Source organism: Vibrio sp. 10N.286.52.F8 (genome assembly GCF_041468745.1).
In the GTDB taxonomy this organism is placed as follows: domain Bacteria; phylum Pseudomonadota; class Gammaproteobacteria; order Enterobacterales; family Vibrionaceae; genus Vibrio; species Vibrio crassostreae_C.
The window spans coordinates 1-21,883 of record NZ_JBFRJF010000044.1 but is presented as its reverse complement, the minus strand read 5'-3'; the positions used below and the strand labels follow the sequence as shown (position 1 = coordinate 21,883).

Genomic DNA, 21,883 nt, shown 5'->3' with positions numbered 1-21,883 from the left:
ATGAGTAACCAACTAACCGACATCGAATCGATCGTGAGCGATTGGAAAGCAGGCTATAAAGGGGCTGAACAAAAACTCTATCATTTCGCTTACTCACACCTTTACACACTCGCCCAACAGGAGCGAAAACGGAGTACAACCAAGCATGAACAAAGCTGTTGGGTATCTTGGAATAGTATCAACAATACAACGGCGTTAGTTCACGATGCTTACCTAAAGCTCTCTTTTGCTGATACTCAATCAATAAAAGACACTCGTGATTTTCTGTTAATGGCAGCAAAAATCATGCGACAAATACTCATCGATAACGCTCGACGTCAACAAGCACAGAAACGCCAACTCCCCACAAAAGTTCCCCCTCAAGAAGAAAGGCATTTCGAGCAGCTAATCATTATGGATAAGGCTGTTGACCACTTTACTTTGAATTACCCAAGGCAATCACAAGCATTCAAACTGAAATACCTTATGGGGCTTCAAACTCAAGAAATTAGCCAGCTACTAGCGTGTAGCGACAGCCTAATTGAAAAGGATTTAAAGTTCTCTCGCTGTTGGTTAACGAGGAAAGTAAACACGCAGCACAACCCAATTTATTGAAAATAATTTACGGTATTTCACTCAAATTTCGTGTCTTGTGAAATCCACTCTACAAAGGTAAAAACGCCGCAGATCTTAATTAACCTAAAAATAATTACTCTTCAGGGTAAGGATAAAAAATGAAAAAGGTAACGTTATTAGCGGCTGCGGTGGCACTAGGCTTAACAGGTTGTGGGAGTGATAGCCCCCATACGAGTAATACCCCTGGCAATGATGGTACTCCTCCTGGCGGCGATTCAGGTGATAAATCGAGTAGCATTGTAGTAAAGGGATTTGATGGCTACTTCCATAACGCCGTAGTGTTTGCCGATGTGGACGACAACGGGAAACTGAATCTAGACATCGATACTGTGTTCGGTCTAACAGACGAAAACGGTGAATTAACACTACCGAAAAATACAGAGGTCAAACACAGCCTAGGTTTACAAACGCTCCGTCCTGGCGATGTAACTCCAGAGCTGGCTCAGAAACTGAGTACTCTTCCTGACAATACAAAATCACTGGATAAACTGTTAGATCTATATACAAGAGATATGGACCTTCCGGACCAACCTATGTCCAACGCTGTCGTACTTCGCACACCAAAGGTTGATGGCAGTGAAGGTGTCGTTATATCTCCAATTACCGATCTAGTCGCTATCGAGATGCGCAAAAATAACAGCACACTTGAAGCTGCCGCATCAGCAGTAAGTAGCAACCTTGGGGGCACAGAAGAAGCACCAATTGATCTTTTCTCTGACTTTGTCGAAGACTCTAAGAGCAACCTGCAAAGTGCTCGACTTCATAAAACTGCGCAGATTCTTACGGAGTCAAAAGCGAAAAACCCTTCAGAATACGAAAAACAAATTGAGGTAATCACGGACACGGCTACTGAAAAATCAGAAGAAATCGTTACAGAAGACAATATGGGCGATGAGAACCTGGTAAACGACAGGCCAATCATTGATCCAACTGAGCCAGAGACCGCTATTCGCAACTTTAAGTTGTTAGTTAATCCATCAGCAGCATCAGCGATCCAGAAACAGATCCATACACTCAAAATTACCGAAACAGATACTGTTTTAGAAACGATTGAAGTACCAAACAATCTTTTTGAAGATAAGTATTCAGTAGACGGTGCTCTAACTCCGGTAAGGCCTAGAGTTAAAATTGATGGAGAAGGAGAGATCACTGCTGAGCTTGACGAAACTGGTACTACGTTAACATTATCAAGTTCAGGCTCATTGGAGAATCCGCAGCGCAGTTACACAATTACGTTTGAAGCAGAAGACAAAGATACACAAGATGAAGATGCGAAAGTAACCAGTACACTGCGTACTACTTTTTCATTCGATGTTGACCTACTCAACACACCTCCAAGCATTGTGGATACGGAAGAGACACGAATCCAGACTGAAATTGTATCTACATGGAATCTAATCCAAGGTGCCCAGTTTACCGGAGAGATCCCAGTAGATACGTTGTTTGAAGATCGTGAAGATTCTCACCTAACATACACAACAAATATCGACAGTGCAGTTCCTGGTCTTAAATCTGAGTACGATTCAGTATCTGGCGTAATTCACATAACGGGTTACCCAAAAAAGGTTAATAGCAACAAGGTAAACTTCACCATTCATGCTGATGATGGTCACACTTCAACCTTCTTAGCGTCTGCACCAGCGAACTTTACCGCGCCTCCTATTCAAGCTGGCAGCATCAGTATTAATGAAGAGTTAGAAGCAGATATACAAGCACAAATTACGACGCAATGGTCACTGACTGTTGGTAAAGACTTTGAAGAAGCTTTCAGCGTTGCAAATCTTTTTAGCTCAAAGGTTTCGGGCGATATTGAATACTACGCTCACTATGCTCCACATGATAATGAAACGCCAAGCAACCCGATTCCGGGAGTCTCAGTAAATGTTGATAGCTCGGGCTTAGTAACATTAAGTGGACGCCCAACATCAGAGACCAATAATGTTGTTCTGTATATCGCACAAGGGATCAACTTCTCTGGTGGTGAGGAGAACGATATTGAATCAGAAATGGTAACGTTTAGATTGCCTAACGTTCAGCCAGGAGATGTTACACCTCCCACAACATCTATCGAAGACCAATATTTGTATCAATCAGCACTAGAAAACTACAATGATGAAGGTACAGGCTTAGCTTGTGAGGTTCGATATTTCGATTCAGAAACACAAACGCTCTACGCATACACTCGTACTCAAGAAAGCTTTACTTCTTGCCCTGAGATTAATACTTCGTCGTCTCCTACTAACAACAATAATTTTGAGTCACTTGGTTCATACACTATTGATGCTAGTGGGGGGTATGTACTTAATATCAATGATGGTGATGAATCATTCACTATTCGCTATAGTGCTCAAAAGTACCAAGACTACTTTGTGTTCCAAAATACAGAAACTTTCGACTATTTAATTGACGACAAAGTAGAAAGTATGACTTTTGAGGAAATGTACCCTGCCTATACTACTCCACAACAGTTGAATGCCTCAATATCTCAACGTATTACTGATGGCGTTACTGATGACGTATGGGTTGAAGGTACTCTTCATTATATTGACCAAAATGGCAACATTAATGATATGGATGTTGACGCAGCTATGAATGATGTAGATGACAATTGCACTGATACTAACATGTGTGAGAGTGGTGTATCAGATGCAGACATTTACCTTAAAATGAGCTGTGAAGAAGTAAAAGCAAACTACACATTCGACGTGTACTCAATGTCGGGAACACCGTTTTCCTGGGAAGTGCAGTACTTTGATTCTGCGAAAAATAACAGCTGTGGTATCGATTTTACTTCTATCACTCCAATCACGAGCGGTATTAGAACCATTCATGGTGAAGTGAAAGAAGAAAAACTTGGTAAATTTGCAGACATCCTGTTTAGTTTCGCAAGATAAAGTTGAATTAGTTCAACATATAATTTAACTAACATTAAGCCTTGTCGCTCTCGACAAGGCTTTTTTATGCGTACGATCTGAACCTTCAGCGGAAATTCCGCGTACGGAAAACAAACCAACACTAAAAGAGCGGAGCTCATTATGAATCTACTAATTGAATCATTTGAAGGCGGGATCTACTTGGCTTACCAAGTTATTGGCGAGCAAAAGCAATTAATTAAAGATGACCACCAGCATCCTATGAAGTTTTTGAGTGTTAACCAAGCACGCGATCACTTTAGCGACCAAGGTGTCGCATCAGCTATGCTGGTTCATAACAGCGCCTACGACGAAATGTGTGGTGAACACTGTGGTAGCACACAACCTTTCGAGATTGATTTGAAGTGGAGTTAAATCAACCTCAAATCAATCGCGATAAAAATTGAAAGGCTTGCATCAATGCAAGCCTTTCTTATGGGATTGACTTTCCCTTTTAACCACTTAGATTAGCGCGATGTCCGTTTAAGTCTTCGTTTAATGTTCTGCTCTTTCACTACAAAGTCGAACAGCGGAGCGAACAGGTTGGCGAACAAGATAGCCAGCATAATGCCCTCTGGATAAGCAGGATTGAGCACTCGGATACCGACCGTCATAACACCAATCAAGATCCCGTAAGCCCACTTACTCTGATTGGTAAACGCGGCAGATACAGGGTCTGTTGCCATGAAGAAGGTACCAAACGCTACACCACCCAACACAAAGTGCCAGTAGAACGGCATCGAAAACATCGTGTTGGTTTCTGACCCTATCCAATTCATCAAGCTAGATGTCACAACGAGACCAATAATCACACCGGCGACAATGCGCCAAGAAGCTATCTTCATCGCTATCAGAATCAACCCCGTCAGCATGATAAGCAGTGACGACACCTCACCCATCGAACCTGGAATATTACCGATAAAGGCATCCATCCAAGTGATCGCCTCGCCAGTCATGTTATTGATCAGTGACGTGCTGCCGCCTTCATACCATTGACTCAGTGGTGTCGCGCCTGAATAGCCGTCAGCGGCAACCCACACAAGCCCACCCGACATGTTGGCTGGATAGGCGAAATAGAGAAACGCGCGGCCTGCAAGGGCTGGGTTCAAGAAGTTTCGTCCTGTACCACCGAACAGCTCTTTGGCGACAACGATACCAAAGGTGATACCTAAAGCGGCTTGCCAAAGCGGGATGGTTGGCGGGAGGATGAGTGCAAACAGCACAGAGCTAACAAAAAAGCCTTCATTAACTTCGTGCTTACGTACAACGGCAAACAACACCTCCCAAAAACCACCGACCACAAACACCGTGGCATAAACGGGTAGAAAATAGAGTGCACCAAGCAACATCTGACTTGCCCAGCCACTTGCCATCAATGACTGCGCATCACCAAATGCCCACGACAGACGCCAGCTACTCTCGATAACCGAGGCAAGTTCATTTAATTGATAACTGGAGGTTAGTGCGAGGACGCTTTGGTGTCCGACGTTATACATCCCCCAGAACATTGCCGGGAAGGTCGCCAACCACACCAGAATCATGATGCGCTTTAGGTCAATGCTGTCACGAACATGGGTTATGCCGCGATTTACGTTGCCGGGTGTATAAAATATTGTCGCGAAAGCCTCATACACTGGGTAGAGCTTTTCGTACTTCCCTCCGGCTTCAAAGCGTGGAGCCACGTCTTCTAATCGTTTTTTTAAACTCATAATCTCAATCACCTTATTGCTTGAGTTATGGTTTTCTACGCATCAGCCGCGCTATTTGAACAATTTTTAACGATTTTTAATCAAATTCGTCTTGAAGAACGAGTGTCTAAAAGTCGAACCGATGTCGAAAAAGAGAGGCGTATAAACAACAAAGCCCCAGCAATGGCTGAGGCTTATTTGGTTTGGTAACGGTCGTCGTTACTTAACGCACATCACATTAAGCAATGAAGAACCTTTCAACTGGTTGACGTTACCGTTGGTAAACAGACCTTTCTTATCTGCGCCCCAATAAGGGAGATGCATTGGCCAGTTCTGTTTTTCCATAACCTTTGAGCTCAAGATGCTTTGCCATTGCTTCTCACTCATCAGCTTCATGTTGACCTGATTACACACCAATTCAGCGCTATCGTAATCTAGGCGGCTCCAAGGCTTGCCTTGCTCCATGTAGAACTGTTGTTGATGATCTAGAAGGTAAGGAATAGCATATTGGCTACCCGCAATGTCTGCTTTCACGCGAATCTCGATCTCTAGATCATTGTCTGAACTCGCGTTACCGCTTGGTAGCGTCTGAATTGCTGCAGCGCTCGCTACCGCCGCCACTTGCTTAGTAGCCACAGGTTTCGGTGCAGGCTTAGCTTCTACTTTTGCAGGAGCCTTGTGCGTCACCGCTTTTGGCTCTGCTGGTTTTGCCACAATAGGCTGTGATGAGGTTTTCGACTTATCGACCATACGAATAAAGGCTTCACCGTAACCAGAAACCTTACGCACCTGAGCTAGGTCTTTTCTCGCATCAGAGAAGGTAGAATAAGGTCCGATTAAGCAACGGTAGTCTCCGCCTTCCGGCTTCATCCAAACGTTGGTCGAGATCTTCTCATACAGAGGCTTTGCTCGGCTCAGTGACAAAGGCTTGTTCAGCAGGCCACATTGAACCCAAAACAGTTCGTTATCTGAATGACGTTTTGGTGCTTTACTGCCCCACACGCCCTTACCGATCGGACATGATTGCTCTAGCTGTGGTAATTGGTTGGTGCTTGCCTGAGTTGCATCACATAGAACCGACTCTGCATTCACTTGGCTCGATACCAAAAGAGATGCAGCGATAAGTCCCATACGATAATTTCTCGTCACAGCACGACATACAGCATTCATTGTCAATTTCATAACCACCACTTAAACCCTTGCGGGCTAATTATTACCGAATCTATGTCGATAAAACATGAATTCCATTTTAACTATTATTGACACTGTCAATAATACTAAGTTCCAGATCCATTAAGCAAAAAAAGAGCCGTAATTGCTTACGGCTCTTAATTTAGTGACTTTTTTTACTAAAAATCAAACCGGGCTATCACCCTTTATAAATTTTCGGGTTAAACACGTCACGTAACCAGTCGCCTAATAGGTTAATAACGAGAACCAATGTTACCAAAAGCACACCTGGGAATGCTGTGATCCACCATGCTCCTGAGAAAATGTAGTTAAAACCAGTACTGATCAGGGCACCGAGTGATGGTTGGTCTACCGGAAGACCTAAACCTAGGAAAGAAAGTGCCGCTTCTGACATGATGGCATTTGCCACCTGTACCGTAGAGATAACCAAAATCGGTGATAAACAGTTAGGCAGAATATGGCGGAACATGATGCGAGGCGCTCTAAAGCCCATCACACGTGCCGCTTCTACGTACTCTTTCTTCTTCTCTGCCAATACCGATGCACGAATCGTACGAGCATACTGCGGCCATTCAGCAATACCGATGATCACCACCAGCATAACAACCGCATATTGCGCGTAGAAGTCACTACCGAAACTCGCCTTAAAGATGGCCGAGACAATGATCGCAACCATCATGGTTGAGAACGAAAGCTGAACATCGGCAAAACGCATCAGGAAGCTATCAATACGACCACCGAAGTAACCTGCAGACAAGCCAATGATGATACCGAGAGTCAGCTGAAGACCTACCGCTAGGAAACCGATCGTCAATGACAGACGCGAGCCGTAAAGCATCGTAGATAAGATGTCACGACCCTGCTCATCAGTACCCAGTAGGAAGCGTTCTTCGCCGTCTTCCATCCAAGATGGTGGCAACTCAGAATCCATGATGTCGATAGACGTCACGTCATACGGGTCTGTTGGCGCTAGAATCGGTGCCGCTAATGCCATAACAAGGAAAGCTGCAAAGATAGCGAAGCTCACCATTGCCACTTTGTCACGTAAGAAGTAGTACAGAATGTCTGACTGCTTGAATCGCTCCCAACGAGATGGAGCTGTTGTTGTTTGTTCCATGATTATGCTCCTTTCCCTGTGATGTTCACTGTTGGGTTAATGATGCCGTATAGCAAGTCAACAATGGTGTTAGTTACTACGAAGATCAAGCCAACGAAAATAACGTATGCGGTAATCAGTGGAGTATCCACTCGGTTAATCGCTTCAAGGAATAGGAAGCCGGTGCCCGGCCACTGGAATACAGTTTCAGTAAGAATGGTGTAAGCCACCATAGTACCGATTTGAACACCACCTACCGTTAGTACAGGTAACATTGTGTTCTTCAAAGCGTGTTGGTAGTAAATCTTGTTCAGCGCTAGGCCTTTTGCTTTACCAAACTTGATGTATTCAGAACTAAGAACCTCTAGCATTTCAGAACGCACTAGACGAATGAACAGCGGCAGCATGATAGATGCCAAAGCAATACTCGGCAGAACTAAGTGTGCAAGGCCATCTAGTGTTAAGAAGCCAGACTCCCAACCAAACCAGTTTGCGGTCTCACCACGTCCAAACGACGGCAGCCAACCTAGCTCGATAGAGAACACATACATCAGCATGATTGCAGTTAAGAAAACAGGCACAGAGATACCGATACTACTACCGGCCATCACAAGCTTAGTGAAGAAACTTTTTGGGTGTATTGCAGAATAAACGCCTAATGGAATCGACAGACAAACAATGATCAGAGAAGCACCGAACACAAGCTCCAGTGTCGCGACCAGTTTATCTAGAATTACGTCCACAGCAGGGCGTTTAAAGAAATATGAAGTACCAAGATCACCTTGTAGAGCTGCGCCCACAAAGCGAGTGTATTTTGTAATGAAGGGATCATTTAAGCCGAGTTCATCACGCAGCGCTTGACGCTCCGATTCTGAAACAGATTGACCGACTAACTCACGCAACGGGTCGCCCAGGTTATCCTGAATGGCAAACGCCACCAAACTGATCACAAACATCACTATCAGTGCCTGAAACAGGCGCTTGACCAGAAACGTAACCATTCCTTGCCCCTTATCTATCCATGACTATCTAGTCGAAATCCGCGACTAGATAACAAAATTCAGTCTTAAAAAAGGTATTTAGCCAGACTGAAGGAAGACCAAATACCGAAACTTAAATCTATATCTTAATAATTTGAGAGCCTGAAAAGCTTCAGGCTCTCGATTCTAGCAAGCTAGATTATTTTACAACTAGGTCGCCGAAGTAAGGCATAACCATTGGGTTTACTACGTCTGCTGCACCTACGTTAGACTTCGCGCCCCACGCTTCACTTTGCCAGTGTAGCGGTACGAATGCTGCGTCGTTGTAAAGTGTTGCTTCAACGCCTTTCAGCATTTCAGCACGCTTAACTGGGTCAGTTTCAGTGTTAGAAGCTTCTACGATCGCATCCATTTCTGGGTTTGAGTAGCCAGAACAGTTGTATTGACCACGGCCAGTCTCTTCGTTACGAGTCATAGTTAGGAACTCGTTGAAGTTAGCTGAATCTTCTGTATCTGAGTGCCAGCCGATCATCATCATGTCTGCTGAACATAGGTCAAACTCAGGCCAGTACTGTGCTTTAGGCATAGTTTTAAGATCAACTTTGATACCAATCTTAGACAGCATTGCCGCAGACGCTTGCGCTACTTTCGCATCGTTCACGTAACGGTTGTTTGGAGCCATCATAGTTAGCGTAAAGCCATCTTCGTAGCCCGCTTCTTTCATCAGCTCTTTCGCTTTTTTCAGATCGTAACGAGGAACTAGGTCTTCGTTGTGACCCGCGTAGCCTGTTGGGCTTTGCTGACCAGCTGCTGTTGCGAAGCCTTTCATGATCTTCTTAACGATACCTTCGTTGTTGATTGCGTGAACAATCGCCTGACGAACGCGAACATCTTTAAGTGCTTCGTTGCTGTTTTGGTTCATTTGGAACGTGATGATACGAGTACCAGGTAGCGTCACTAGATCGATGTTCTTAGCGTTTTTAACACGCTTGTGATCGTTTGGTGCTACTGGGTGAATCATATCAACGTCGCCAGAAAGAAGTGCTGCAACACGTGTCGCGTCTTCTTTGATTGGCACAAGTGTTAGCTTGTCTACGTTGCCTTCAGTTTCTGTGTCCCAGTAATCGTTGAAACGCTCGAACGTTACTTTAACGCCTTGCTCACGCTGCGTTACGATAAATGGACCAGTACCTGAAACGTTAGTCGAAGCAAACGAGTTACCGTGCTTAACTAGCTCAGACTTGTCTTTACCTTCCGCTGTTTGGCCAGAGTAGAACTTGCTGTCCATTGGGAAGATGTAAGTTGCTGTTTGTAGTACTAGTGGGTAAGCCGCTTTTGATACTAGCTCAACTGTGTAGTCATCCACTTTTACCATTTTTTCGTATGGCGTGAAGATAGACTTAAAGTCTGGAGAAGCTTGTAGACGTTCAAAAGTCCACACAACATCATCAGCAGTCAGTTCGTTACCAGAGTGGAATTTCACACCTTTACGTAGGTTGAAGCGGAAAGTCGTTTCATCAACACGCTCCCAGCTCGATGCTAGGCGGCCTTCAAAATCCATCTCTTTTGTGAAACGTACTAGAGGGTCAAACACCATGTGAGACATTTGCAGTGTGCCACCAGACAGCTGCTCGTGCGGGTCAAGTGATACAGGGTCAGCTGCGTAGCCAACGGTAATATCTGCTGCTGCTGCACTAAAGCTTAGGCCAGCTGCCATTAAAGCTACTGCTAATTTGCTTTTCATGGTTTTCATTGCATAACTCCTTCATGCGGGAATCCAGATCCCTAGTTGTTGTATTTGCGTCTGTTTATTGTTGTTAGCAAGCTAAACTCCAGCCTGCTGATTTTTATACCGCGGCTTGTGCCACTGCTTTTTCTTCTCTTAAACCTGTAAATTCAGGCATTAAAGAAATTAGGTGTTTGCTGTATTCATGCTGAGGCGATTGGAATAGCTGCTCGGTTGGCGCAACTTCCAATAGCTCTCCCATTTGCATCACACCAACACGATCACACATTTGGCGAATAACCGGTAAATCGTGACTGATGAACAGCATGGTTAGGTTTAGCTCGTCTTGTAAGTCTTTTAATAGGTTGAGGATCTGAGCCTGTACCGACACATCCAGTGCCGACGTAGGTTCATCACAAATCAAAAGACGAGGGCGAGTTGCCAAGGCGCGAGCGATAGAAATACGCTGACGTTGGCCACCTGAGAATTCGTGTGGGTACTTAACCCCGGCCATTACGCCCAAACCAACGTGCTCTAGTAGATCGTTCACGATCTGACGAGTTTCATTTTCGTTACGAGTAAGCTTATGGAATCGGATAGGCTCAGCAATGATGTCGAATATCTTCATTCGAGGGTTCATTGATGTGTAAGGGTTTTGGAAAACCATCTGCATTTGGCGACGCATAGGGCGACGTTCTTTTTCAGATTTAAGCCCAGTCAGGTCAACGCCTTCAAACGTTACCTTGCCTGAGTTGGGTGCGTACAAGCCAGCAATCACACGAGCAATCGTTGATTTACCTGAGCCTGATTCACCTACTAAACCAAACGTCTCACCTTCATGTACTTCAAAGCTCACGTTGTTGGATGCTTGAACGTACTCACGACGGCTCTCAAAGAAAGAATCTTTGGTGGTGAAGCGCAAGTTTACGTTCTCAACATTCAACAATGGACCAGTGTAATCACGGTGATCTTGGCTTTGACCTAACCAGTGGTTTTTCACATCTAGAGGTTCCATCTCTTGTGCTTCTTCGATGTAGCTAACAAGAGGGAAGCGATCGAGTTTACGATCTGAACGAGGAACCGCAGAGATAAGACTGTGTGTGTATGGGTGTTCAGGAGTACCAAGGACTTTCGCCGTCGGACCAAACTCAACCAAATCACCACGATACATCACGGCTACGCGATCAGTAACGTTAGATACCACACCCATGTCGTGCGTGACCAACATACAACCTACGTTCTTCTTGATACATAGGTCGCGAATCAAACCCAAGATCTGGTCTTGGATAGAAACATCAAGTGCCGTTGTTGGTTCATCTGCGATGATTAGATCAGGTTCACCTGCCAATGCGATCGCGATAACCACACGCTGACGCATACCGCCTGAGAATTGGTGTGGGTACTGCTTTAAACGGTTTTCTGGTTGTGGGATACCCACTTGGTTCATTAAGTCTAATGAGCGCTGGTAGGCTTCTTGATCCGAAACCTTCATGTTGGCATGAATCGTCTCTTTTAACTGCTGTTCTACTGTGAATAGAGGGTTAAGAGAAGTCATTGGGTCTTGGAAGATAAAACCAATCTTTGAGCCGCGAACAGAACGCATCTGTTCAGGAGATAAACCAGAGACTTTTTCGCCATCCAGAAATACCTCGCCGCTAGCAATGCGGCCAGGAGGGCTCAGCAAATCGATTACAGCATTACCTACTGTTGATTTACCTGCACCAGACTCGCCTACAACACCAACAATCTCACCACGTTCAATGTTGAACGAAAGTGATTTAACTGCGGCGTGAACTCCATGACGAGATGGGTATTCGATACGAAGATTTTTTACTTCTAAAAGTGACATTACCAGACCTCTACTGCTTTGGCAGCTTTCTGCCCTGTCTGCAAAATTGAATCCATTCTTACCAGAATATTGTTCTGATATTTTATACGGTTGACAATTTGGCAAATAATTCACAGAAAAGCAACAAAAATAGGATAAAAAGTCGACATTAAACGCTTAGCAAGCAAAAGTGCCACATAACTATTCACCAAAAGAGCATATAGTAAGAAAAATCAACATTATATTATCGGCAAGAAATACTCACAAACTCCTTACCACTACTTACTTGTAGAGTTAAAGCCGTGCTTCAAAGCAGATCTCACTACCAGTCACTAAAAACAAATAATTATTCCAAAAAACAATTAACACTATAGAAACAAACGCTAATTTTGTTAATTTGAACAAATAAAACAACCAGATAAACGTTAATTAGCCATACATTTAACCATCTGTATTATTTTGGTAAATACAAAACAGACAAACGAAAGGCCTAATAAATCAGAGGAGTTTTTGAACGACCAAATGCGTACAAAGCTGTCAAATTCAGGCCTTAGTGAGCAAATTTAGGGTCAGGTTTCACTTTTCATAAAAATATTTAGACCAAACCCATTAATATGTCGAATTATTGAGCACTCCATTTATATAAAATTAGATATAGAACTGTACATTTGATAAAGAAAGCAACTCTGTAGCAGCACCATTATCAAGCAGATCGTTAGGAATCTGTCTTATATAAGAAGGGGAGATAGATGTAAGAAGCCCCGTCATTTCTGACGCGGACGGCTAGTTGAGGCTTCTTAAGTGATCAGTGAAGAGACATTCTTTGAACATCAGGCGAACCCCACTCTGTTCAAGTTATCTAAGTTTCAGATGTAAAAAAGCCCTAGTCTTTCGACTAGGGCTTCTTAAGGTGGTCGGTGAAGAGGGATTCGAACCCCCGACCCTCTGGTCCCAAACCAGATGCGCTACCAAGCTGCGCTATTCACCGAGACGTTTCGTTTGATTTCTCAAACTGGGAACTTCAAAGAAGCTACCAAAATTAATGGGGTGGCTAACGAGATTCGAACTCGCGACCACCGGAATCACAATCCAGGGCTCTACCAACTGAGCTATAGCCACCACTAATTTTTTATATAACCGCTTAAAAGCGATTATTGAAATAGTGGTCGGTGAAGAGGGATTCGAACCCCCGACCCTCTGGTCCCAAACCAGATGCGCTACCAAGCTGCGCTATTCACCGACTAGTTTTGTATCGACTCTTGGGAATAATGAATCAACACTGGAAGCCGAAGCTACCGATATTTTGTAAAGAAAGAATGGGGTGGCTAACGAGATTCGAACTCGCGACCACCGGAATCACAATCCAGGGCTCTACCAACTGAGCTATAGCCACCATTATTTCTTTTTGCCAATTTCTCACTTACCGAAGTAAGAGACCGGATGGCGCGCCTGAAAGGATTCGAACCTTCGGCCTTTGGCTCCGGAGGCCAACGCTCTATCCAGCTGAGCTACAGGCGCATGCCCTGTCGGCGGAGTGGAATAATACGTATATCACCCAATGCCGTCTAGTACTTTTTTAACTTTTTTTTCTGTTTGGTCTCTTTTTCGACAGTTAATATGTGATAAACCCCTTATTTGAGTACTACAACCCGCCACAGCTTATAAGTTGTTGTTTATTGCAACAACTTATCGGGATATAATCACCCATTATTTACATTGGTTTAACAGTTGCTCTTTGCTGGTTAAAGCCAAAACACCCTTCCAACACTATAAATTGGTAAGCATGTACTTACCTTGGGAATGTAAAGTGAGTTTAATGGATATGTCTCGTCGAATTTTAAGCGTTGTCATCGCAGTTTTAACCTTTTCAACTGGCGCAATGGCTGCAGGCCTAAGCGAAGCGGAGCACGATGCAATTGCTGAACGCATCAAACCAGTTGGCCAAGTTTACCTAGTCGGCAGCGAGCCAGTAGCCGCAGAACCAACAGGCCCTCGTGATGGCGCAGCAGTTTACGGTACCTTTTGTATCGCTTGTCACGCATCTGGCGTAAGTGGCGCACCTAAAACAGGTGATGCTGGTGACTGGGGTCCTCGCATTGCTCAAGGTCGCGACATTCTAGCTGACCACGCAATCAACGGCTTCAATGCGATGCCAGCGAAAGGTTCATGTATGGATTGTTCAGACGACGAAATCAAAGATGCTATCGAGCACATGATTGCCGGTCTGTAATTAAAAATGCCAGATTCAGAAAAGGTGACCTCATGGTCACCTTTTTTATTGGCTTCTATATAGTGCGATTAAAGTAGGGCATTACTTCTTGTTGAACATCGCTCGAATATTCGCAATGTGCGCCTGCCCTTTTTCCATTCTTTCTTCAGCGGATTGAGGCTTCTTAACGCTTTCCCACTCCACATCATCGTGCGGCAGCTCATCGAGGAAGCGGCTTTGTGTTGGCTTTATTAATTCACCATATTGACGACGTTCACGACACTTAGTAAAAGTCAGCTCTTTCTGCGCTCGAGTAATCCCCACATACATAAGACGACGTTCTTCTTCTACGTTGCCTTCATCGACACTGGTTTGGTGCGGCAAGATGCCCTCTTCTGCACCCATCAGGAATACATATGGGAACTCTAGACCTTTCGATGCATGCAATGTCATTAATTGGACTTGATCTGCATCGTCATCATCCTCACCACGCTCCATCATATCGCGCAGCGTTAAACGTTGAACCACCTCGCGCAGGGTTTTCTCTTCTTTATCGTAGTTGTCACCCTCAAGATCGGCCACAATCCAGCTATACAGATCAGAGACGTTCTTCATTCGCATTTCAGCGGCTTTCGGGCTCGCTGAGGTTTCGTACAACCAATCTTCGTAGTTGATGTCACGAACCAAAGAACGAACGGCTTCAACCGTATTACCACGCTCGGCATTGTCTGAGATACGAACAATCCAGTCACCGAAGCGGCGCAAATTTTCTAAACCACGCCCCGTCAGTGTCTGCTCTAAGCCCATCTCAAAGCTGGCTTCAAACAAGCTCTTGCCACGCATATTGGCGTAGCTGCCTAACTTCTCAAGCGTCACCGGACCAATCTCTCGGCGCGGTGTGTTTACAATACGTAGGAAGGCGTTGTCATCATCAGGGTTCACCAACACACGCAGGTAAGCCATGATGTCTTTAATCTCGGCTCTCGCGAAGAAAGAGGTACCGCCAGAGATCTTGTAAGGCACACGGTTCTGCATCAGCGCTTTTTCAATCAAGCGTGATTGGTGGTTACCACGGTAAAGCACTGCGTAATCTTTGTATTCAGTACGGTTCAAAAACTTGTGGGCGATGATCTCGCCGGTAATACGCTCTGCTTCATGCTCTTCATTCTTAGCATTCAGTACCTTGAGCTTTTCACCGTCTGGGATCTCTGAGAATAGTGACTTTTCATAAACGTGTGGGTTGTTGGCGATCAAGATGTTCGCCGCACGTAATATTCGGCTGGTTGAGCGATAGTTTTGCTCGAGTTTGATCAAGCGAAGATTTGGATAGTCCTCACCCAGCAACACCAAGTTTTGCGGTTTTGCACCACGCCATGAATAGATAGATTGGTCATCGTCACCTACTACCGTCAAGCGACCACGCTCTCCCACCAGTAAACGAACCAACTCATATTGGCTGGTGTTGGTATCTTGGTATTCATCGACCAGTAAATAGCGGATACGCGACTGCCAGCGCTCACGCACCTCTTGATTGGTTTTCAGTAGTAATACAGGCATCGCGATCAGATCATCAAAATCGAGTGCGTTGTATGCCTTCATCTGTTTCTGGTACATCTCAAAACAGAATGCAAACAACTGCTCTTGTTCGCCTTGAGCACGTGCTTTCGCCTGATCTGGCGTCAGCATGTCATTTTTCCAATTCGAAATGGTGCTCATTAAAGCGCGTAGCAAATCCTTATCACCATCGATCTGTCTCTCTGTTAACTCTTTTAACAAAGCTAACTGGTCTTGGTCATCAAACAGAGAGAAACCCGCTTTCAAACCCAGCGCTTTGTATTCACGGCGAATGATGGTTAAGCCCATGGTATGAAAAGTCGAAACAATCAGCCCTTTCGATTCGCCCTTACCTAGAGTTTGCCCAACACGCTCTTTCATCTCGCGTGCCGCTTTATTAGTAAAGGTCACCGCCGCAATATTACGCGCCTTATAGCCACATTCCTGAACCAGATAAGCAATTTTATTGGTGATAACACGTGTTTTACCGGATCCAGCGCCCGCTAATACTAAGCAGGGGCCCGAAACATATTTCACGGCTTCATCTTGTCTTGGGTTCAGTTTCATTTGATTCTCAGTTTGGTCTAGAGGGGCGAATTCAATTGCGCGCCTATAATAATGCTGCAACAGCACGAATGCTACGTTCTCTTATACAAGATTTTTACGCTGATTATGTAAAACTTTGTTGCACATGTGTGTGGTTATTAGGCTATAATGAATGAACGTTCATTCATTGGTGGTTGAAATATGACAACTCATGCACCTCGGGATAAACGCCAGCAAATACTTTCTGCAGCTGAAAAGCTAATTGCAGAGGTCGGTTTCCAAGGCCTTTCAATGCAAAAACTAGCCAAAGAAGCGGGAGTGGCTGCAGGCACTATCTATCGCTACTTCGATGATAAAGAGCATTTGATAGAAGATGTTCGAATGCTCGTGACTCAAAGAGTAGCTGATGCTGTTCAACAAGGGGTTAATGATTCGGATCCAATTAAACAACGCTACCGTACTATGTGGTTGAACATATGGAACTTAGCAGGAACGAATTTAGCCGCAATAAAAAATCGGGTTCAGTATGACTCTCTACCCATCACAAATAGCCTAAACTTCAGGGAACTAGAACGTAAAATGTTTGCCCAAGTTGAGCTGCTATTTAATGAGGGGAAAGAACAAGGATTGTTTAAACCACTTAACAATGAAGTATTAGGTGGATTGAGCTTGGCGGCTAGTGTTTCTCTAGCACGCAAGCATTCTTTAGGATTTTACCAACTTGATGAGGCAGAACTAGAATCTGCAATCGAAGCCAGTTGGGACGCAATAATTAAACACTAGATCGGAGTTTTGACCATAATGAAAAAGTGGACTTTCTTCATGTTACTCATCGCTGTACTACTTTTCGGCAGCGTTATTGGGTTTAACATGTTCAAACAACAAAAAATTGCTGAGTATATGGCCAACCGCCCTGAACCAGAGTTTCCAGTAACGGTAACTGAAGTTCAGCCGATCGACTGGGTTCCAGTGATTGAAGCTATCGGCTTCATCGAACCTAACCAAGGTGTGACACTAGCGAACGAAACCAGCGGTGTTATCGATCAAATTTCTTTCGAATCAGGTACTGAGGTTAAAAATGACCAACAACTGATCCGCCTTGATTCTGATGTAGAGAAAGCCAATCTAAAAAGCTCTGAGGCACGCTTACCGGCTGCTGAAGCTAAATACAAGCGCTACCAAGGGCTATTCAAGAAAGGCTCTATTTCTAAAGAAGCGTACGATGAAGCAGAAGCTAACTACTTCTCTCTTTCAGCTGATATTGAAAGCCTTAAAGCATCGATTGCCCGTCGCGAGATCCGCGCTCCGTTTGACGGCACTGTCGGTATTCGTAATGTGTATCTAGGCCAATACCTACAATCTGGCACTGACATCGTTCGCCTAGAAGACACCAGTGTTATGCGCCTACGCTTCACTATTTCTCAAAATGACATCTCTCGTATTGAGGTTGGTCAGGCGATCGACATCTTCGTTGATGCATACCCAGAAAAACCGTTTAAAGGTTCTATTAGTGCCATTGAGCCTGCGGTTAGCATCCAAAGTGGTCTTATCCAAGTACAAGCCGATATCCCAAACAACGATGGTAAGTTACGTAGCGGTATGTTTGCGCGCGCTAACATCATTCTACCTAAACTAGCAAACCAAGTGACACTGCCTCAGACGGCCATCACTTTCACACTTTACGGTGACAATGTTTATATTTTACGTGAAGAAGATGGTGTGCAGCGTGTGAAACAACAAGTGGTGAAAGTAGGTGAACGTACAGAAAGTATTGCTCACATACTGGAAGGCGTAGAGCCTGGCGATGTTGTCGTGACAACGGGTCAAGTTCGTTTAAGTAACAATGCTAAAGTTCGAGTTGTAGAAAGTGATGCAACGACGCCGCCAGCTGAAACACCAATGCTGTAATTGGAGGAATCATGCGCTTTACTGATGTTTTTATTAAACGTCCAGTTCTGGCTATTTCAATCAGCTTTTTGATCGCATTGCTTGGCTTCCAAGCAATCTTCAAAATGCAGGTTCGTGAATACCCAGACATGACAAATACGATCGTGACGGTCACGACGAGCTATTACGGTGCCAGTGCCGATCTGATCCAAGGCTTTATAACTCAGCCATTAGAACAAGCGATCGCTCAAGCCGATAATATTGATTATATGACGTCGCAGTCCGTACTCGGTAGCTCGACTATTACGGTCAATATGAAGCTCAATACCGACCCGAATGCCGCGCTGTCTGACATACTGGCCAAGACTAACTCGGTACGTTCTCAGCTTCCTAAAGAAGCCGAAGATCCAACCGTAACTATGTCTACCGGTTCAACAACGGCGGTACTCTACATTGGTTTTACGAGTGATGAACTCTCTGCAAGCCAAATTACCGACTACCTTGAGCGAGTGGTTAACCCACAACTGTTTACCGTTAATGGCGTATCAAAGGTCGACTTGTACGGCGGGATCAAATACGCATTACGTGTATGGCTTGATCCTTCCAAAATGGCAGCATTAAACCTGACAGCCACTGACGTGATGACGGTGCTTAATGCAAACAACTACCAATCAGCAACTGGCCAAGCAATTGGTGAGTTTATGCTGTACAACGGCAGTGCCAATACCCAAGTAACCAATACCGATGAATTAGAAAGGTTGGTGGTCAAAACCAGTCAAAATGGCGGTTCTATTGTTCGCTTAGGTGATATTGCTAAGGTTTCACTAGAAAAAAGCCACGATGTGGTTCGCGCAAGTGCTAATGGCAAACAAACGGTTGTAACCGCCATCAATGCAGCGCCAAGTGCTAACCCGATCAACATTGCTGCTGATGTTATGCAGCTGTATCCTGAGTTGGAGCGAAACCTACCAAGCAATATCAGCATGAATATCATGTATGACTCAACCATTGCGATTAATGAATCCATTCAAGAGGTTATACACACGATTGTTGAAGCCGCGCTGATTGTATTAGTGGTTATCACGCTATTCTTAGGCTCATTGCGTGCGGTTATCATTCCTATCGTAACCATCCCTTTATCGCTGGTTGGTGTTGCGATGGTGATGCAAGTCATGGGTTTCTCATGGAACTTAATGACGCTACTGGCGATGGTATTAGCAATCGGTCTAGTGGTTGATGATGCAATCGTAGTACTGGAAAACGTCGATCGACACGTCAAATTGGGGGAATCTCCTTTCAGGGCTGCCATCATTGGTACCCGTGAAATTGCAGTACCGGTTATTGCAATGACACTGACATTGGGCGCGGTTTATGCCCCTATCGCAATGATGGGTGGTATCACAGGCTCGCTGTTTAAAGAGTTCGCATTAACCCTCGCTGGCGCGGTATTTGTTTCTGGAATCATCGCTTTAACACTGTCTCCAATGATGTGTTCAAAGCTGCTAAAAGAAAATGCACAGCCGAGTAAGTTTGAACTGAAGGTACACAGCGTACTTGATCGTATGACAGGCCGTTACTCTAAGATGCTGCATGCGATCATGGATCATCGTCCGGTTATCATTGGCTTTGCGGTCATTGTATTTTTAAGCTTGCCGATGCTGTTTAAATTCATCCCAAGTGAACTTGCCCCTGCAGAAGATAAAGGGGTGGTGATGATGATTGGTACTGGTCAATCAACGGCTAACCTAGACTACCTAAGTAACACGATGGATGACGTGAGCGGTATCTTGGTGACCCAGCCTGAAATCCAATACGCTCAATCCTTCACTGGTGTACCAAACTCAAACCAAGCATTTGGTATTGCCTCAATGGTGCCATGGAGTGAGCGCACGGCTAGCCAATCTGAGGTAACGAACCGTATCAGTGGATTGCTACAAGATATCCCAGGCATGGCAGTAACCGCGTTCCAAATGCCAGAGTTGCCGGGTGCCGGTTCTGGTCTACCACTCCAGTTTGTGATTACCACACCAAGCAGCTTTGAGAGCTTATTCGCTATCGCAACCGATATTTTAACGGATGTGAAAGATAGCCCTCTCTTTGTCTACTCTGACCTTGATTTGAACTACGATTCAGCAACGATGAAGATTCAAATTGATAAAGATATGGCGGGCGCTTATGGGGTAACGATGCAAGATATCGGTGTCACCCTAAGCACCATGATGTCGGATGGTTACGTTAACCGTATTGACCTCAACGGTCGTTCTTATGAAGTGATCCCTCAGGTTGAGCGTAAGTTCCGCTTAAACCCAGAGTCAATGAATCATTACTACGTTCGAGCCAGCAATGGTGATGCTGTTCCTCTCGGTAGCTTGGTAACAATTGATGTGGTGGCAGAGCCTCGCTCTCTTCCTCACTTCAACCAGTTGAACTCAGCGACGGTCGGTGCGGTTCCTATGCCGGGCGCGGCGATGGGTGATGCGGTAAACTGGTTTGAAAACATTGCCCAAACCAAATTACCTGCAGGCTATAACCATGACTACATGGGTGAGTCGCGTCAGTTTGTAACAGAAGGCAGCGCACTGTATGTGACGTTCGGTTTAGCACTGGCGATCATCTTCTTGGTTCTGGCGATTCAATTTGAGTCGTTAAAAGATCCATTGGTTATCATGGTGTCGGTGCCACTCGCAATATGTGGTGCATTGATTGCGCTCGCTTGGGGCGCAGCGACGATGAACATCTACTCGCAAGTGGGGCTGATTACCTTGGTTGGTCTGATTACCAAGCACGGTATCTTGATCTGTGAGGTAGCAAAAGAAGAGCAGCTGCATAATAAATTATCACGCAAAGAGGCGGTTATGGAGGCGGCAAGGGTACGTCTACGTCCAATCCTAATGACAACAGCGGCGATGATTGCAGGCCTGATCCCACTGATGTACGCCACGGGTGCAGGTGCAGCTCAGCGCTTTAGTATCGGTATTGTTATCGTTGCTGGTCTGGCGATTGGTACGCTGTTTACGCTGTTTGTTCTGCCAGTTATTTATAGCTACTTAGCCGAAAAACATAAACCAATTCCAGTTTTCCTCGAAGATAAAGATCTCGAGAAGCTGGCCCGTGTTGATGAAGCAAAAGCGGCGCACAGAGAATTAGCTAACAATAAGTAATTTCCCTGTCGTATTAACAATAAAAAGGCTACTTCGGTGGCCTTTTTTTGTACGCCATAGGCGACATCTTTGATGTGATTAAATAGAATAGTGATAAATATTCAGGAGTTTTAATTGATATGTTTGATCCAAAAAAACTAGAGCAAATTGCTAAGCAGATCCACGATTCTATGCCTCAACCAGTAAAAGAGCTTGGTTCAGACGTAGACCAAAAAGTTCGCCAAGTTATCCAAGGCCAACTCAACAAGCTAGACGTTGTGAGCCGTGAAGAGTTTGATGTTCAAACACAAGTACTGCTTCGCACTCGCCAGAAGCTCACTGAAATGGAACAAAAACTGGCTGAACTAGAAGCAAAGCTTTCAGACAAATAGTCATTTTTTTCAATCAGTTCAAGTTCGAATAAAGGCTTACCTTCGGGTAAGCCTTTATTTTTTCCTCAATCTATCAAGCCTTCACCGGTAAAATAGTTGCAAGCATAAAAAAGGTTCAT

The 21,883-nt window shown here is 44.7% G+C and carries 14 protein-coding genes, 5 tRNA genes and 1 pseudogene; 8 read left to right on the top strand and 12 right to left on the bottom strand.

Annotated elements, in window-relative coordinates:
• The 3 genes and pseudogenes from AB4133_RS19230 to AB4133_RS19220 all read left to right on the top strand — a co-directional run.
• Complete coding sequence (locus AB4133_RS19230; RefSeq protein ID WP_372225385.1) at positions 1-594, top strand: ECF-type sigma factor; 594 nt, start codon at positions 1-3, stop codon at positions 592-594.
• A 119-nt stretch (positions 595-713) separates the two neighbouring features.
• Complete coding sequence (locus tag AB4133_RS19225) at positions 714-3,509, top strand: hypothetical protein (protein WP_372225383.1); 2,796 nt, start codon at positions 714-716, stop codon at positions 3,507-3,509.
• Positions 3,510-3,641: 132 nt separating this feature from the next.
• Positions 3,642-3,902 (top strand): annotated as a pseudogene (locus tag AB4133_RS19220) (DUF6482 family protein); the annotation flags it as partial.
• Positions 3,903-3,994: 92 nt separating this feature from the next.
• On the opposite strand, the gene AB4133_RS19215 reads toward AB4133_RS19220, so the two are convergent.
• From AB4133_RS19215 to AB4133_RS19165, 11 genes are all read right to left on the bottom strand, one after another.
• Positions 3,995-5,236, bottom strand: coding sequence for an NADH:ubiquinone reductase (Na(+)-transporting) subunit B (locus AB4133_RS19215; protein WP_372058882.1), 1,242 nt, complete (start codon positions 5,234-5,236; stop codon positions 3,995-3,997).
• A gap of 198 nt (positions 5,237-5,434) precedes the next feature.
• A complete protein-coding gene (locus AB4133_RS19210) occupies positions 5,435-6,397 on the bottom strand; it encodes an SPOR domain-containing protein (protein WP_029235875.1) in 963 nt (320 codons plus the stop codon).
• Between the two features lie 187 nt (positions 6,398-6,584).
• Positions 6,585-7,523, bottom strand: coding sequence for an ABC transporter permease (locus tag AB4133_RS19205; RefSeq protein WP_017060135.1), 939 nt, complete (start codon positions 7,521-7,523; stop codon positions 6,585-6,587).
• A 2-nt stretch (positions 7,524-7,525) separates the two neighbouring features.
• Entirely contained in the window at positions 7,526-8,503 is a 978-nt protein-coding gene (locus AB4133_RS19200) for an ABC transporter permease (RefSeq protein ID WP_017060134.1), read from the bottom strand.
• 178 nt (positions 8,504-8,681) lie between these two features.
• Positions 8,682-10,235 carry an ABC transporter substrate-binding protein gene (locus AB4133_RS19195; protein WP_050633914.1) on the bottom strand — a complete coding sequence of 518 codons (1,554 nt, stop codon included), beginning with the start codon at positions 10,233-10,235 and terminating at the stop codon, positions 8,682-8,684.
• Between the two features lie 94 nt (positions 10,236-10,329).
• A complete protein-coding gene (locus AB4133_RS19190; RefSeq protein ID WP_048607507.1) occupies positions 10,330-12,057 on the bottom strand; it encodes an ABC transporter ATP-binding protein in 1,728 nt (575 codons plus the stop codon).
• 890 nt (positions 12,058-12,947) lie between these two features.
• A tRNA-Pro gene (locus tag AB4133_RS19185) sits at positions 12,948-13,024 on the bottom strand.
• Positions 13,025-13,079: 55 nt separating this feature from the next.
• Positions 13,080-13,155 (bottom strand) — tRNA-His (locus AB4133_RS19180).
• Between the two features lie 44 nt (positions 13,156-13,199).
• Positions 13,200-13,276 (bottom strand) — tRNA-Pro (locus tag AB4133_RS19175).
• A gap of 77 nt (positions 13,277-13,353) precedes the next feature.
• Positions 13,354-13,429: transfer RNA gene (locus tag AB4133_RS19170), tRNA-His, on the bottom strand.
• A gap of 48 nt (positions 13,430-13,477) precedes the next feature.
• Positions 13,478-13,554: transfer RNA gene (locus AB4133_RS19165), tRNA-Arg, on the bottom strand.
• A gap of 298 nt (positions 13,555-13,852) precedes the next feature.
• Here AB4133_RS19165 and AB4133_RS19160 point away from each other — a divergent pair.
• Positions 13,853-14,266, top strand: a complete 414-nt coding sequence (locus AB4133_RS19160) for a cytochrome c5 family protein (RefSeq protein WP_017063036.1) — start codon at positions 13,853-13,855, stop codon at positions 14,264-14,266.
• An 81-nt stretch (positions 14,267-14,347) separates the two neighbouring features.
• Here AB4133_RS19160 and rep read toward each other — a convergent pair whose 3' ends face one another.
• Entirely contained in the window at positions 14,348-16,366 is a 2,019-nt protein-coding gene (gene rep / locus AB4133_RS19155) for a DNA helicase Rep (RefSeq protein WP_017061960.1), read from the bottom strand.
• Between the two features lie 180 nt (positions 16,367-16,546).
• On the opposite strand from rep, the gene AB4133_RS19150 reads away from it, so the two are divergent.
• The 4 genes from AB4133_RS19150 (at position 16,547) to ubiK (ending at position 21,764) form a co-directional block, all read left to right on the top strand.
• Positions 16,547-17,128 carry a TetR/AcrR family transcriptional regulator gene (locus AB4133_RS19150; protein WP_017061961.1) on the top strand — a complete coding sequence of 194 codons (582 nt, stop codon included), beginning with the start codon at positions 16,547-16,549 and terminating at the stop codon, positions 17,126-17,128.
• A gap of 18 nt (positions 17,129-17,146) precedes the next feature.
• Entirely contained in the window at positions 17,147-18,253 is a 1,107-nt protein-coding gene (locus AB4133_RS19145) for an efflux RND transporter periplasmic adaptor subunit (RefSeq protein WP_017061962.1), read from the top strand.
• A gap of 11 nt (positions 18,254-18,264) precedes the next feature.
• A complete protein-coding gene (locus tag AB4133_RS19140) occupies positions 18,265-21,393 on the top strand; it encodes a multidrug efflux RND transporter permease subunit (RefSeq protein ID WP_017061963.1) in 3,129 nt (1,042 codons plus the stop codon).
• Between the two features lie 119 nt (positions 21,394-21,512).
• On the top strand, positions 21,513-21,764 hold the full coding sequence (gene ubiK / locus AB4133_RS19135) for a ubiquinone biosynthesis accessory factor UbiK (RefSeq protein WP_017061964.1): 252 nt from the start codon (positions 21,513-21,515) through the stop codon (positions 21,762-21,764).
• Positions 21,765-21,883: the final 119 nt, after the last annotated feature.